Genomic DNA, 14492 nt, shown 5'->3' on the forward strand with positions numbered 1-14492 from the left:
GGTTTCCAACCTTTCTCCAACCTTCACCCTTATATCCTAGTCAAATAGCGTACAAAAGTACCTTATACCAAAGCTGTAGACGCTTAAGATCAATTATAAGCAAAGGAATATATATATGCGTTACATCGATCCGAATCAACCAGATTCCAAAGTCCAGTTTAAATCACAGTATGAAAATTTTATTGGTGGCCAATGGGTAGCTCCTGTTAGAGGAGAATACTTCGACAATGTTTCACCTGTCGATGGCAAAGTATTTACAAAAATCCCGCGTTCCTCGGTTGAAGACATTGAACTTGCACTTGATGCAGCCCATAAAGCAAAGGCTGAATGGAATAAAAGTTCTCCAACAGTGCGTTCAAATATCTTGCTCAAAATTGCTGATCGCATGGAGGCAAACCTTGAAATGCTTGCGGTTGCGGAAACCTGGGATAATGGCAAGCCAGTTCGTGAAACATTGGCAGCTGACATTCCACTGGCAATCGATCATTTCCGTTATTTTGCAGGTTGTATCCGTGCACAGGAAGGCGGCATTTCAGAAATTGATGACGATACCATTGCCTATCACTTTCATGAACCATTGGGTGTCGTGGGCCAGATCATTCCGTGGAATTTCCCAATTTTAATGGCAGCATGGAAACTTGCTCCCGCACTTGCGGCAGGAAACTGTGTGGTTTTAAAACCTGCCGAACAAACTCCAGTCGGAATTTTACTGGTTCTTGAACTCATCCAGGACCTTTTACCAGCAGGCGTACTCAATGTGGTTAATGGTTATGGTGCTGAAGTGGGTCGGCCACTGGCGACCAGCCCACGTATTGCCAAGATTGCATTTACAGGTTCAACCCAGGTTGGACAGTTGATTATGCAATATGCGACAGAAAACATTATTCCAGTCACGCTGGAACTTGGTGGTAAGTCTCCAAATATCTTCTTTGAAGATATTATGGACAAGGAAGATGATTTTCTGGACAAGGCACTTGAAGGCTTTGCCATGTTTGCACTGAATCAGGGTGAAGTGTGTACCTGCCCATCTCGTGCATTGGTTCAGGAAAGCATTGCAGATGCATTTTTAGAAAAAGCCATTGAACGTGTGAAACGAATCAAGGTTGGCCATCCTTTAGATACTGAAACCATGATTGGTGCCCAGGCTTCCCTAGAGCAACAAGAGAAAATTTTACGCTGCATCAGTACTGGCCGTGAAGAAGGTGCTGAACTTCTTACAGGTGGTAGCGCCAGACAAGAAGTGGGTGAGGGTTTTTATATCGAACCAACCGTTTTCAAAGGGCATAACAGTATGCAAATTTTCCAGGAGGAGATCTTTGGTCCTGTCCTGTCAGTCACGACCTTTAAAGACTTTGATGAAGCGATTCAAATTGCCAATGAAACCATTTATGGTTTAGGTGCTGGGGTCTGGTCTCGTTCGGCGCATACCTCATATCGTGCGGGCCGTGCTGTTGAAGCAGGCCGTATATGGACCAACTGTTACCATATTTATCCTGCACATGCGGCATTCGGTGGCTATAAGAAGTCAGGTATTGGTCGTGAAAACCATCGCATGATGTTAGAGCATTATCAACAAACCAAGAATCTTTTAGTCAGCTACTCAACCAAACCAGCTGGATTCTTCTAATCACGGCATCCATGTCATTCTTTTTGAAAAGGGCGAATGTATATGACATTTGCCCTTTTTATTTATTCACTCGACCACGATCCACCTACGTTGCAACGATGTTTTCAAACTCATTGTAATTAGGCGGCACATAGAATTTTCGCAAGGCATCCTTTCTGATTTAATAAATTAAAATCTTATAAATTTTCGGATTACTTTACTTGAATCCAACTGTTATCTTTTAGATTTAAATAGGTAAAATTTTTAACTCATCCCGACTTTAATCTTTATTGGTCAAACTAGTTATTATTCTTCCACCTCAAAATTGATTTGCCAGCTATTATCAAACGTTGGGAAGTGGTATAGGATTAAGCTGCATTCTCTTTAAAAACAACCCAATAACGACTGCATAAGAACAAACAATGAAAACACCCCATTTTGCGATTATTGGGGCGGGTACAGCAGGACTCGCCACTGCTATTTTACTGGCCCGTCAAGGTCATTATGTCACCATTTTTGAACAGGTGGATGAGCTCGCGCCTGTGGGTGCAGGTTTATTATTACAACCTGTTGGCTTGGCAGTTTTTGAACATCTTGGCGTACTCGACCATGCCTTAAAACTTGGAGCAAAAGTGACAGGCTTGGAGGGAAAACTTGCCGATCAGCGTCTGTTGGTCAATAGCCATTACCATCAGGCTGGAAATCATCTTTACGGTTTAGGCATCCATCGTGCCACCTTATGTCATGTACTGATGCAAAAGCTGGCTGAATATTCCTGCCAGATCAACTGGAAAATGGGACATGGCATTGATCAGATTCAGAAAAGTACCCATGAGGTTCGACTCGTCGGGTCTTACCAACAACAGAAATTTGATGCCTGTTTTGATGCTGCCCTGATTGCCAATGGTGCCCGTAGTCAATTGCGTCCCCAAGCTTGGGTTAAGGTTGATCAGGCTTATCCGTGGGGTGCTGCATGGAGCATTGTGCCTGAATGTCCAGTATTGGACTCTGAAATCCTGCATCAATTTTATGATCGTTCCAAGATCATGATGGGGATTTTACCGACAGGCGAAATCCCCTCTGCACCACAACAGCGACTTTCCAGCATCTTCTGGAGTTTGCCTACTACACAACTGCAATCATTTTTAAAGGATGAATCGGCAAAGCAACAATGGTTAAAGCAGGTTTCAGATCGCTGGCCTGATGTGGCTGAATGGTTGAAACAACTTTTGGCTGATCAACAAAATCAACCTCAATGGTTGTCAGCCCAATACCGTGATGTGGTGATGTCTCAATTTGGGCAAGGTCGAATTGGGGTGATGGGTGATGCCGCCCATGCCATGAGCCCTCAACTCGGGCAAGGTGCCAATATGGCCTTACTGGATGCATGGGCTTTTTCACAGTCCTTGCAGAATGCCAGGAAAAATCAGCACATTGACTGGGCATTGTTGTGGCAAAACTATCACCAGCACCGTCGTTCCTCAACCCAGTTTTATCAATTCCTCAGTCGTTTGCTCACACCACTTTATCAATCTGATCACTGGTGGGCAGGCGGTTTACGTGATCTGGTGTTCCCGTGGATGTATCAGATTCCCTATTTCCGTAAAGAAATGGCAATCACCATTTCAGGTTTAAAAAAGGGTATGTTCCAGCAACTGGATTATCAACAAATTGCCCACTACCAAGAGGAGGATTCTTTAGTTTCCAGCAATCAATCCATTACTGACTATTAACCACATTTATTAAGACCTAAACTATTTATGAAAATTAGTCATTTAGATCACTTAGTTCTAACAGTTGCTGATATTAAAACCACCTGCCAATTTTATCAGTCCGCATTGAATTTTGAGGTCATCAGCTTTGGTGAAAACCGAAAGGCACTGCAATTTGGTTCTCAAAAAATCAACTTGCATCAGGTTGGCAAAGAGTTCGAACCCAAAGCTTTTCACCCCACCGCTGGTTCAGCAGATTTATGTTTTATTGCCGAAACGCCATTAAATAAAGTGATCAGCCATCTGCAAAGCCTAAATATTGAAATCGTTGAGGGACCGATTGAAAGAACAGGTGCAATCGGAAAGATATTATCCATCTATTTACGTGACCCTGATCAAAACCTGATTGAAATCTCAAACTATATCGATAAGTAAAAACAGAAAGTTTCATCAATAAAAATAAGGCTAAAACATGAAATATAGTTTTCTATGGGCACTCTATCGACAGGATAAAGGCAAGGCGATTCGAAAAGGATGCTGGTTTTTATTTCCAAGCTTTGCCAACCTGTTTTGTTTTCTAAATTTTCACCATCACTTTATTAATTGGCAGGTCAATCCTAAATCGACGATAGGAAGATTGGTGATCAGCCCTCTATTTCCGTGGGTGATCTTATGGGACAGCTTGCCCTTTATATTTCTTCTGTTGATCCATCAAACATATTTGCCTCGAATTTTAAACATTTGGCTTTATATCACAGGCGCTTATTTTTTAGTTGATGCTTGGTTTTGGTCAAGCTATCCTTGGGGTATGCTGATCATTGTTGCTTCTACATTACCCTTTCTCGAAATAGAAAATAAACAACTCATGGGTACTTATATCCAACCCAGCCCCTAAAGCATTTTTTACCCAACAAGCATAGCCAACCCTAGCCACAAACGCTAAACTAGCTGCTTTGCCCACAACGGATTTCACGCATGTCAAACTGGTTAGATGAAGTTAAATTTGATTCCAATGGTCTTGTTCCTGCCATTGCACAACATCATCAAACAGGTCGCGTGTTAATGGTTGCATGGATGAACCGTGAGGCATTACAACTGACTGCTGAAAAAAATCAGGCGGTGTATTACTCACGTTCACGCCAAAAACTTTGGCATAAGGGCGAAGAATCAGGACACTTTCAAACCGTGCATGAAATCCGTCTCGATTGTGATGCCGATGTAATCATTCTACAGATCGAACAGCACGGTGGCATTGCCTGCCATACAGGTCGTGAGTCCTGCTTCTACCGCAAACTTACACCGCAGGGTTGGGAAATTGTTGATGCACAGTTGAAAGACCCAACTGCCATTTATGGCGCATCTGCCAAAACAGAAGCGCATGATCACCGTCACAGTGAACAGGTGGATGTACTCAGCCATTTAGGGCGCCTGATGCAGGAACGTAAACAGGCTGAAGCAGACAGCTCTTATGTGGCAAGCCTGTATAAAAAAGGCATCAATAAAATTCTGGAAAAAGTCGGTGAAGAGAGCGTAGAAAGTATCATCGCGGCTAAAGATTACGCAACGCATGCTTCACTGGAAAATAAACATGACCTGATCTATGAAGTGGCTGATCTTTGGTTCCACAGCATTGTGATGCTTGGCTATTTTGATCTTGACCCGCACGTTGTTCTGGATGAACTCGCGCGTCGTCAGGGCTTATCTGGCCTGGTTGAAAAAGCCAACCGTAGCAAAGAGGCGTAACCCATTCCTGTGTCGAGTATCGAAAAACCCAAAGCCACCTATGAGCAGGCAGTTGCCATAGACAATGCCCGTTTAGGGCAATCCTTTAAGGTAATTGCCTATGCTGGCACAGGTAAAACCACAACCCTACAAATGATCAGTGATGCCATGCCTGAACGGCGTGGTATGTATCTGGCCTTTAACAAGGCCATTGCGTCCGAAGCACAAAACAAGTTTCATGGCAATGTAAACTGCCGTACCTTTCACTCGCTTGCTTTCCGCAGTGTGCCGCGTGGTGTGACTGATAAATTACGTCTGCCCCGCCTCAGCCCAAGCTTTATCGCAAAAGAATATCGGCTGGAACCGATTACCCTAAGGCGTTTAATGGGCGGGCGCTATGAAAAATATGTGCTGATGCCAAGCCGCCTTGCCAGTCTGGTCGCCAATGCGGTCAGCTATTTCTGTTCCACTAGTTCGCAATACCCTGCCCCGCGTCATATTCAGGCACCCAGTTGGCTGCATCAGGATGATATTGAATCCTTACAGCAACACTTATACCCAGCCGTTGAACGTCGCTGGCTGGAATCGATTGACCAGAACCATCAGGCAGGGATTGGGCACGATATTTACCTAAAACTTTGGGCATTGTCTGAACCAAATATTCCCGCCGATTATGTGCTGTTTGATGAGGCTCAGGATGCTGATCCGTTGATGCTCGGCATTTTACTGCGCCAAAAAAGTACACAGGTCATTTATGTGGGTGATGCCCATCAGCAAATCTACGCATGGCGTGGCGCAATCAACGCTATGCAGCAGATGCCGTTGCCTGAAAGCCGCTTGACCACCTCATTCCGTTTTGGTGACGCCATCGCCGATGTTGCCAACAGCCTGCTTGGCGCACTAAATGAAACCGTGCCTTTACTGGGGAATCCAAACTTAAAATCCACGGTGGTGAATAAACCGCATACTAAAATGCGTGATGCGATTCTATGCCGCACCAATGCGCGTGCCATGGAATTACTGCTTTCAGGTTTGGTGCATGGTGATAAGGTCAGTCTGCAAGCCGATCATCAAAAACTCAGTCGCTTTGTTGATGCGGCCAGTTTACTGAAACAGGGCAAGCGCATCACCGATGTGCCAGAACTGGCGTGGTTTAATTCATGGCATGATGTGCATGAATACTGTGAAACCAATGATGGCAGTGACATCAAGCCTTTGGTCAAGCTGGTGGATGAACATGGCACTGAACCGCTGAAAAAGGCATTGGCGAAAATCACCCCGATTGAACAGGCAGACTATGTGATCTCAACCGCGCATAAGGCCAAGGGGCTGGAATGGAATCGGGTGCATATTGAAGATGATTACCAGTTCAAGATTAACGGACTGGAACATAAAATTACAGATGAGGAATTAAGACTACTTTACGTCGCCTGTACGCGTGCTAAAGTAAGTTTAAATATCCATCATCTTTATGACCTGATACAACAATTAAAGCTAAAACAAAGCGCTCCCTCAAGTCTTCGCCAGTCCGTAGGTTAAAGCGCTCGTGACTGAGGTGAACTTATGCAACTTGAATCGGTTCTATTTAAGCATGTCGGCATGTTTCGGGACTTAAACATTGAGTTTCAACCTGAACAATACCCGATTACCCTGATTCTGGGTGACCAGTCCACAGGCAAAACCACCATCCTAAAGAACATCTATCAGGCCCTGACCTGGTTTTCGGCACGCTATAAGGATATTCGGACTGCGGGTGTGGTGATTGCGGATCAGGACATTATGCTGACTCGGCTACAGGCCAAAATCCAGATTCAGGTACACATGAGTGAGGAACTCAATCATGGCTTGACTGAAAGTAGCGCTGCACAGGCAGCCGACACACAACGTTGTAGCTGGAAACTCTACAAAACCTTTAACAGTCAGGGAGTGGGAATTAGCCAGGTTGAAAGCCAGCAGCTTGACCAGATGGTGAGCCTGTACCAAAAGATGAATCAACAGGACCCCTTGCTGGGTTTGCCAATGATTGCCTACTATCCTGCGGAACGTTTTGTACAGGAAGTGAATCTACAGAGTAAAAATGTGCCAGGCACCTTGCAGGACATTTCAGCCTATGATTTAACGCCAATCCCCTACACCACCTTTGCACGTTTTTTTGAATGGTTACGGGAAATCAGTGATGTCGAGAATGCGCACTCGGCCCATATTGTCAGACGCCTGATGGGCAACGACTTTAACCAGCAAAACCAGTCCGAAATATTGCAGGAACTGCAACTGGAACTGGCCAAGCATCCCAAACAGTTCTCCGCACCCAACCTGCATGCCCTGAAAACCAGCCTGAATACCGTTTTTCCCGAGCTGCAAGACCTTTACATCCAGTATGTTCCCAAGCTGCAACTGATAGTGCGTTATGAAGATCGGGTGATGCCATTTCAGCAACTGTCTGCATCAGAAAAAACCTGGATTGCACTGGTGGGGGATATTAGCCGCCGATTATGCCTGCTCAATCAACATAGCTTTGATCCATGTCTGGAGGGCGAGGGCATCCTGCTGATTGACCACGTGGATATGCAGTTGGACCAGAATGCATGTGCCGAAATTCTTGAGCGCTTGCATGAGGCATTTCCCCGCCTGCAAATCATTGTGACAGGCAACCGTGATGAGTTGCTTGAACATGCGCTGCATTATCAGTGCCTAAAACTGGACCAGCACGGTATTTACCCGATTCAGTTGGAGGCATCACAACAGCAGCTTTCTGCCTTATATCAGGATTTGGTGCAGCCTGAACTAGAGAGTGAGACCCAAACACCACCACTCTTGCCCTCTGAACCCACATTAACCAAAGTGGATGCGTTATTTCACCAGATACAGGAGCTGAATCCACAGGAAAAGTCTGATTTATTGAATTTACTCAAGATTGATGACACACCACAACAAAGCCCACTTTGAAATACGGTTCAGGGCAGTATTGAAAACGATACATCAACATGATATGTAACTTCATGTAATAACATCAGATTTTTATTGATATTTTATAGTAAAATAAATCTCATTTTTTATTTTCAAGTTGCGCAATACAACTTGTGACTGTCCCTATTCACTTGATTGGGTTTCTGGATTTGAAGTTTTGGTATTCTCCTTGAGTGCCTGTGAATCCTGAAAGAAAGTTCATCCTTAGGTCTCCCGACCTAAATCATCAATATGGATACCAGTGTGCTACCGATTATTATCTTATTACCGCTCATACTCGGCACCACCCTTGTCTCACAACTGCAACGTATTTCACGGGGCGTGACGGCACTTGGGGCGATTGGCATCAGCCTGAGTTGTTTTATTTTACTTTTGACCCAGGCGGAAACAGTTCTTCAGGGCAATACCCTGCTACAAAGCTGGGATTGGCTGCCACAACTGGGCATCAACCTGAGTTTTCGTCTGGATGCGCTCGGTTTATTGTTTGGCCTGCTGATTAGCGGTATCGGCACGCTCATTTATATTTATGCCTATTTCTATCTCAGTCCCAAAAACTCACTGAGTAAACTGTATTTGTTGCTGATGCTGTTTATGGCGGCCATGCTGGGCATCTCGCTTTCGAACAACCTGATCATCCTATTGGTGTTTTGGGAGCTGACCAGTATCTCCTCTTTCCTGTTGGTCGGTTACTGGAGCCAGTATGACGCAGCGCAGCGTGGCGCACGTATGGCCCTGACCCTTACAGGTATGGGCGGCCTTGCCATGCTAGGGGGCTTTGTGCTGCTTGGGCAAATCACAGGAACGTATGAAATTGACCAACTGGTATTGATGAAAGATGCCATCCAACAGCATCAACTGTTTGTACCCACTCTATTACTGATTTTGCTGGGTGCATTTACCAAAAGTGCGCAATTCCCATTTCACTTTTGGCTACCCAATGCAATGGCTGCACCCACGCCTGTGTCTGCCTATCTGCACTCTGCCACTATGGTGAAAGCAGGAATTTTCCTGCTGGCGCGTTTAGCACCGATTTTTATTGGTGCCGCGTTGTACCACAACCTTGTCACCTTTGTTGGCCTGTTTACATTGTGTATGGCAGCAGGCTTTGCCATCTTTAAAGAAGATTTAAAAGGACTATTGGCATACTCCACCATCAGTCATCTGGGCCTGATTGTGTGCCTGCTTGGGATTGGTTCCCCACTTGCAGTTGCGGCAGCCATTTTCCACATCATCAACCATGCCACCTTTAAGGCGGCACTCTTTATGATTGCAGGGATTATTGATCACGAAACGGGTACACGGGATTTACGCAAACTGAGTGGGATTTGGGCACTGCTACCTTTTACGGGAACCTTGACCATGATCACCGCCGCCTCGATGGCAGGTGTGCCACTGACCAATGGCTTTATTTCCAAAGAGATGTTCTTTACCGAACTGCTGGCTAACCTGTCAGGCCCAGTGATGGTGATCTCGGCCATTGTGGCAACCCTGGCGGGAATCTTTGCGGTCAGCTATTCGATTCGTTTGGTGCATGGCGTGTTTTTTGATGGCCCACTGGGTAAACAGGTGCCAAACAAGGATGCCCATGAACCACCACTTGGTATGCGACTGCCTGCAATCATCCTTGCGACTTTATGTATTCTGGTGGGTATTTTCCCTGCCCTGCTTGCGGGCACGCTGGTCAACAGTGTCACCAGAGCCAGCCTGATGCAGCCAAATTTTGAGGGTGTCCATCTTGCCATCTGGCATGGTTTTAATGCCCCTTTAGTCATGAGCCTAATTGCACTGGTCGGTGGAACGCTGTTCTATTTTGCCCTAGCCAAACAGGGGCGACTGCGTAAAATCGACCTTGATCCCTTGTTTGGACGCCTACAAGGTCGAATTTTATTTGATTTATTCCTAAAACATTTGTTGCTCAACAGCCGCAAGATTAAGCAGGCGACTGAAAATGGCTCTTTGCAAAGCTACCTGCTCTGGATTGTGCTGTTTAGCATCGTCATGGTTGGCTTGCCACTGTTCAACCAAGGCTTAACCACAGGTACACGCGAACTGACCCATGCACCATGGGTGGCGATTGTACTGTGGCTCACCCTGTTCTCTGGCTGCTGGATGATGCTCTGGTTCCACCATGAGCGCATCAAGGCGGTGCTGATTAGTGGTGCAGTGGGTCTGGTGGTCACCATGGTATTCATTACCCTGTCAGCGCCAGACCTTGCCCTAACCCAAATCACGGTTGATGTGGTCACCACGGTTTTATTGCTGATGAGTTTGTCACTGTTGCCACAGCTCACCCCTTATGAATCCAGCCGCTCACGGCGCTGGCGCGATGCCAGTCTGGCCATTGCAGGCGGTTTGGGAATTGGCTGGATTAGCTGGCTGATTTTAACCCGTGACCATAATTCAATTTCATGGTTCTTTATGCAACAGGCGATTCCTTTGGGCGGCGGCTCCAATGTGGTCAACGTCATCCTTGTGGATTTCCGTGGTTTCGATACTTTCGGTGAAATTACCGTTTTAGGCATTGCCGCCATTGGTGCACTCTGTTTAATGGATGGTATGCGAGCGCATGGCACCACCATGACCCAGGGCCTGACCTACCGCTTCAATCCATCCCCGTTGATGCTGCGTATCACCGCATCATGGGTCTTGCCGCTTGCACTGGTGGTCAGCACCTACATCTTCATGCGTGGACACAACTACCCAGGCGGTGGCTTTATCGCGGGACTGATTACTGCAATGGCACTGATCATTCAATATATTGTGGTGGGTCAGGAACAGGCTGAGCGCATGATTGGAGCTCGGTCTGGTCGTCTCTATGAAATCTGGATTGGTTCAGGGTTGACCATTGCAGGATTGACAGGACTCGCGGCATGGTTCTGGTCACGCCCATTCCTGACCAGCGCACATATTTATGTGGAACTCCCCTTACTAGGCAAAATGCATCTTGCCTCCGCAGCCTCCTTTGATTTAGGGGTATATATCACCGTCGTCGGTGCGACCATGTTGTTGATCTCGGTGCTGGGAGACTCACGTCACTCCAGTATGTCTGGCCCTATTCCCAATGGAGACAAATAAATGATCAGCCTTGAATTTTTATTGGCTTCGGCAATTGGTCTACTCACCGCCACAGGGATTTACCTCATCCTGCGTGCCAGAACCTTTCCCGTGGTACTTGGCCTTGCCATGATTGGCTATGCCGTAAACCTGTTCCTGTTTGCGATGGGACGTTTACAGGTCAATGCCCCTGCTATTTTGACAGAAACCACCAAGGTCACCGACCCATTGCCGCAGGCACTGGTCCTGACTGCAATTGTGATTGGGTTTGCCACCACCGCATTTGTTATACAACTGGCACTGCGCAGCCGTTATGAATCGGGAAATGATCATGTCGATTCCAAAGAAGACCCGACCCTGACCTATGACCCACGTGAGGATGAGCCATAATGTTTGACTTGAATACTTTCTGGCATACCCACACTCCAATCATCAGTATCTTGATTCCAGTATTGACCAGCTTTCTGCTGTTGTTGCTGGGTAACCCTGGTGCAGGTTCATTAAAGCAGGACTGGCGTCAACCCTGGCGACGAGGCATCAGCCTCACCTCCGCGATTCTGGGTCTGCTGACTGCCATCAGTTACCTGATGATTGCCAGTACAGGACAGATTAGTGTTTACCAGCTCAGTGAATGGTCAGCCCCGTTTGGTATTGTGCTGGTACTGGATCGCTTATCGGCATTTATGCTGGTGCTGACCTACGCACTGGCCATTCCCGTGATCTGGTATGCCAGCGACAATTGGGACACCCGCGGTCGCTATTTCCACACCATGTTCCACTTTCTGCTCATGGGGGTCTGTGGCGCATTCCTGACAGGTGACCTGTTTAACCTGTTTGTATTCTTTGAAATCCTGTTGATGGCCTCCTATGTACTGTTGTTGCATGGTCAGGGTCGTCCTAGATTCCAGTTGGGTATCCATTACGTCACCATTAATCTGCTGGCTTCCGCCCTGTTCCTGATTGGTCTGGGCATGATCTATGGCAGCGTTGGCAGCCTGAATATGGCGGATGTGGGCCGTATCCTGCCAACACTGGACAACGACCAGCACAAGTTGGCCATTGCAGGTGGCTTACTGCTGTTTGTAGTGTTTGGCATCAAGGCTGCAATGCTGCCTGTCGGATTCTGGCTGCCAAAAACCTATGCGGTTGCCAGCACACCTGTTGCCGCAATCTTCACCATCATGACCAAGGTTGGGATTTACGCCATTCTGCGTGTCAATGGCACAGTGTTTGACGATGCCATGGCACAAAGCATTTTTAAGAACACACTATTACTGATTGGCCTGGTCACTTCAATTTATGGGGTGATTGGTGCAATTGGTGCAGAACGGCTGCGCCGTTTTGTCGGCTTTATGGTGCTGTCATCTGTGGGTACATTGCTGATCGCGATTGCCATGTTCAACACACAGGCATGGTCGGCAGGCCTGTATTATCTGGTGCATAGCACCTTGATTGCAGCTGCATTCTATCTGTTCTGTGGCTGGATCACCGCCCAACGCGGCACGTTCAAGGACCACCTGAAAGTTGCACCCAAAATCAAGAATGAAAAGGCAGCGGCACTGACCTATTTCCTGATTGCAATGATGATGGCAGGTTTACCGCCATTTAGCGGCTTCCTAGGTAAGGTCTTTATTTTACAGGCCACCGCTGAAACGGCGTATCAGGGCTGGATTATCGCCATTATCCTGATCGTTAGCCTATTGAGTATTCTTGCCTTGACCCGTGTGGGTTTCATTCTGTTCTGGCGTGCCAGTCCACCCGAAATTGACCCGAATGAAGCAGCCTATCAAACTTATCAGGGATTGCCAGCCTATGCACCCAACCGTAATGACAAAGCGATCTATGTCATTTTGGCAGGGCTGATGGGTTATGTCGTGTTTGCATCTCCAATCCAGACCTATACGGTATTGACCGCCCAGCAAATCCAGAACCATGCGCTCTATAATCAGGCCATTCTAAAAACGGATGCACAGGGCCGCATGATCAGCGTACAGCCTTATGATCCAACCTACCTGCCCGAAACAAAATATGGTGGCGAAGTTGAAGATCATAATGCCTTGTTGATTCCCGATGTTATTTCCAAAGCAACTCTACAGGGTGAGCATATCTCAGAATACAAGCAGCGCCAGATTGCCGAACAAGTGCTGGATACACCGACAGTTCCAAATTCAACCCAGTTAAAGCCAATGGAGGAACACTGACATGCAAAAAATAAGCTTGCTTGACCGTTGGTTCCCCCATCCCTTTGTGTCATTTCTGGTATTTTTGAGCTGGCTGATGCTATCGCACAGTGTGGACCCGACTGACATTTTAATGGCGCTGTTACTGGCCATTGTCATTCCCCGTCTGGTACGTCCCTTTATTGCCAGAACACCCCACATTCACTGGCTGCCTGCGATCAGACTGGTGTTTGTGGTGCTGTGGGATATCATTGTTTCAAATTTTCGTGTTGCCAAACTGGTGCTGGGTCCGCTGGATCATCTGCACCCAAAATGGTATCGCGTGCCACTGGAAACTGAACATGAGCAGGTCAACACTTTGCTGGCGATGATCATTACCACCACTCCTGGGACTGTCTCAGCAGGGATTGATCAGGAACGAGGGGATATCCTTGTTCACGCACTCAGCACAGATGATACCGAACTGGATATTCAGGATATTAAAAAGCGCTATGAAATGCCTTTGATTGAAATCTTTGATGTAAAGCTGAACAAGGGAGCAAGCAAATGACGATTTTACCGTATGCACTGGGTATTGGTTTAATTGCCATTACCATCTCCATGTTCCTTTGTCTCATCCGACTGATTATTGGCCCGTCTGTGATTGATCGTCTGCTCGCATTGGATACGCTGTTCCTGAATGCCACCTGTTTGGTTGTGGTGCTGGGTATTTACTGGGTCAGTAGCAATATGTTTGAGGGTGCCCTATTGGTTGCAATGCTTGGCTTTGTGTCCACAGCCGCACTTGCCCGTTATTTCACCACTGGGCATGTGATTGATTAGGAGACCGCTATGCCTTTGATTTTTGAGTTGATTGTTTCATTCTTTGTGGTATTTGGCGCTTTCTTTATGCTGGTCGGATCAATCGGCATGATCCGTTTGCCCGATCTGTTTATGCGCCTGCATGCACCAACAAAATCCAGTACGCTGGGGCTGGGAAGCTTCTTAATTGCAGCCATGATTTTTTCCGCAACCCAAGGGCGCTTTGGTTTTGCCGAGTTGCTGATTACCCTATTTGCCTTTATCACCGCACCCGTTTCCGCCAACCTGATGGCACAGGCAGCGATTCACTTACGCCTGCGCTCAACCAGTGGCGATGTGCCAGAGGCTTTAAACCGCCCACTGCCTTGGCAGCGTTACCGTCGCCTCCCGACAGAGGACAAAAAAGACCAACTTTAAGCTGGTCTTTTTTTACTGAATTGAAACCTGTGG

The 14492-nt window shown here is 46.8% G+C and carries 13 protein-coding genes; all 13 read left to right on the top strand.

The window, feature by feature from the left end; translation table 11 throughout:
- Window positions 1-115: 115 nt before the first annotated feature.
- The 13 genes from N5J47_RS05725 to N5J47_RS05785 all read left to right on the top strand — a co-directional run bounded on the left by N5J47_RS05725 (window position 116) and on the right by N5J47_RS05785 (window position 14459).
- On the top strand, window positions 116-1627 hold the full coding sequence (locus N5J47_RS05725; protein ID WP_279959798.1) for an aldehyde dehydrogenase family protein: 1512 nt from the start codon (window positions 116-118) through the stop codon (window positions 1625-1627).
- A 401-nt stretch (window positions 1628-2028) separates the two neighbouring features.
- A complete protein-coding gene (locus tag N5J47_RS05730) occupies window positions 2029-3339 on the top strand; it encodes an NAD(P)/FAD-dependent oxidoreductase (RefSeq protein WP_279959799.1) in 1311 nt (436 codons plus the stop codon).
- Between the two features lie 27 nt (window positions 3340-3366).
- Window positions 3367-3753, top strand: a complete 387-nt coding sequence (locus tag N5J47_RS05735) for a VOC family protein (RefSeq protein WP_279959800.1) — start codon at window positions 3367-3369, stop codon at window positions 3751-3753.
- Between the two features lie 37 nt (window positions 3754-3790).
- The gene (locus N5J47_RS05740) at window positions 3791-4213 is read left to right on the top strand and encodes a hypothetical protein (RefSeq protein WP_279959801.1); all 423 of its coding nucleotides are present in this window, start codon (window positions 3791-3793) and stop codon (window positions 4211-4213) included.
- Window positions 4214-4293: 80 nt separating this feature from the next.
- Window positions 4294-5061: a bifunctional phosphoribosyl-AMP cyclohydrolase/phosphoribosyl-ATP diphosphatase HisIE gene (gene hisIE, locus N5J47_RS05745; RefSeq protein WP_279959802.1), complete on the top strand. Its 768-nt coding sequence runs from the start codon at window positions 4294-4296 to the stop codon at window positions 5059-5061.
- Between the two features lie 9 nt (window positions 5062-5070).
- Window positions 5071-6579: an AAA family ATPase gene (locus N5J47_RS05750; RefSeq protein WP_267981247.1), complete on the top strand. Its 1509-nt coding sequence runs from the start codon at window positions 5071-5073 to the stop codon at window positions 6577-6579.
- Between the two features lie 24 nt (window positions 6580-6603).
- Window positions 6604-7986: an AAA family ATPase gene (locus N5J47_RS05755; RefSeq protein WP_279959803.1), complete on the top strand. Its 1383-nt coding sequence runs from the start codon at window positions 6604-6606 to the stop codon at window positions 7984-7986.
- A gap of 252 nt (window positions 7987-8238) precedes the next feature.
- Window positions 8239-11082, top strand: a complete 2844-nt coding sequence (locus tag N5J47_RS05760) for a monovalent cation/H+ antiporter subunit A (RefSeq protein WP_279959804.1) — start codon at window positions 8239-8241, stop codon at window positions 11080-11082.
- Entirely contained in the window at window positions 11083-11451 is a 369-nt protein-coding gene (locus N5J47_RS05765; RefSeq protein ID WP_267981250.1) for a Na+/H+ antiporter subunit C, read from the top strand. It begins immediately after the preceding gene.
- A complete protein-coding gene (locus N5J47_RS05770) occupies window positions 11451-13262 on the top strand; it encodes a monovalent cation/H+ antiporter subunit D (protein WP_279959806.1) in 1812 nt (603 codons plus the stop codon). The genes N5J47_RS05765 and N5J47_RS05770 overlap by 1 nt, the downstream gene beginning before the upstream one ends.
- 1 nt (window position 13263) lies before the next feature.
- The gene (locus N5J47_RS05775; RefSeq protein WP_267981252.1) at window positions 13264-13791 is read left to right on the top strand and encodes a Na+/H+ antiporter subunit E; all 528 of its coding nucleotides are present in this window, start codon (window positions 13264-13266) and stop codon (window positions 13789-13791) included.
- Window positions 13788-14063, top strand: coding sequence for a monovalent cation/H+ antiporter subunit F (locus N5J47_RS05780; protein WP_267981253.1), 276 nt, complete (start codon window positions 13788-13790; stop codon window positions 14061-14063). Before N5J47_RS05775 ends, N5J47_RS05780 begins: the two co-directional genes overlap by 4 nt.
- A gap of 9 nt (window positions 14064-14072) precedes the next feature.
- Entirely contained in the window at window positions 14073-14459 is a 387-nt protein-coding gene (locus N5J47_RS05785; RefSeq protein WP_267981254.1) for a Na+/H+ antiporter subunit G, read from the top strand.
- The last annotated feature ends 33 nt before the right edge of the window (window positions 14460-14492 follow it).

The organism is Acinetobacter sp. GD03645, from assembly GCF_029845285.1.
In the GTDB taxonomy this organism is placed as follows: domain Bacteria; phylum Pseudomonadota; class Gammaproteobacteria; order Pseudomonadales; family Moraxellaceae; genus Acinetobacter; species Acinetobacter corruptisaponis.

Excerpts from the sequence above, each read along its gene's own strand:
- N5J47_RS05775 (WP_267981252.1), top strand. The coding sequence starts at position 13,264 with ATGCAAAAAATAAGCTTGCTTGACCGTTGGTTCCCCCATCCCTTTGTG.
- hisIE (WP_279959802.1), top strand. The coding sequence starts at position 4,294 with ATGTCAAACTGGTTAGATGAAGTTAAATTTGATTCCAATGGTCTTGTT.
- N5J47_RS05765 (WP_267981250.1), top strand. The coding sequence starts at position 11,083 with ATGATCAGCCTTGAATTTTTATTGGCTTCGGCAATTGGTCTACTCACC.
- N5J47_RS05760 (WP_279959804.1), top strand. The coding sequence starts at position 8,239 with ATGGATACCAGTGTGCTACCGATTATTATCTTATTACCGCTCATACTC.
- N5J47_RS05730 (WP_279959799.1), top strand. The coding sequence starts at position 2,029 with ATGAAAACACCCCATTTTGCGATTATTGGGGCGGGTACAGCAGGACTC.
- N5J47_RS05725 (WP_279959798.1), top strand. The coding sequence starts at position 116 with ATGCGTTACATCGATCCGAATCAACCAGATTCCAAAGTCCAGTTTAAA.
- N5J47_RS05735 (WP_279959800.1), top strand. The coding sequence starts at position 3,367 with ATGAAAATTAGTCATTTAGATCACTTAGTTCTAACAGTTGCTGATATT.
- N5J47_RS05755 (WP_279959803.1), top strand. The coding sequence starts at position 6,604 with ATGCAACTTGAATCGGTTCTATTTAAGCATGTCGGCATGTTTCGGGAC.
- N5J47_RS05740 (WP_279959801.1), top strand. The coding sequence starts at position 3,791 with ATGAAATATAGTTTTCTATGGGCACTCTATCGACAGGATAAAGGCAAG.
- N5J47_RS05785 (WP_267981254.1), top strand. The coding sequence starts at position 14,073 with ATGCCTTTGATTTTTGAGTTGATTGTTTCATTCTTTGTGGTATTTGGC.
- N5J47_RS05770 (WP_279959806.1), top strand. The coding sequence starts at position 11,451 with ATGTTTGACTTGAATACTTTCTGGCATACCCACACTCCAATCATCAGT.
- N5J47_RS05780 (WP_267981253.1), top strand. The coding sequence starts at position 13,788 with ATGACGATTTTACCGTATGCACTGGGTATTGGTTTAATTGCCATTACC.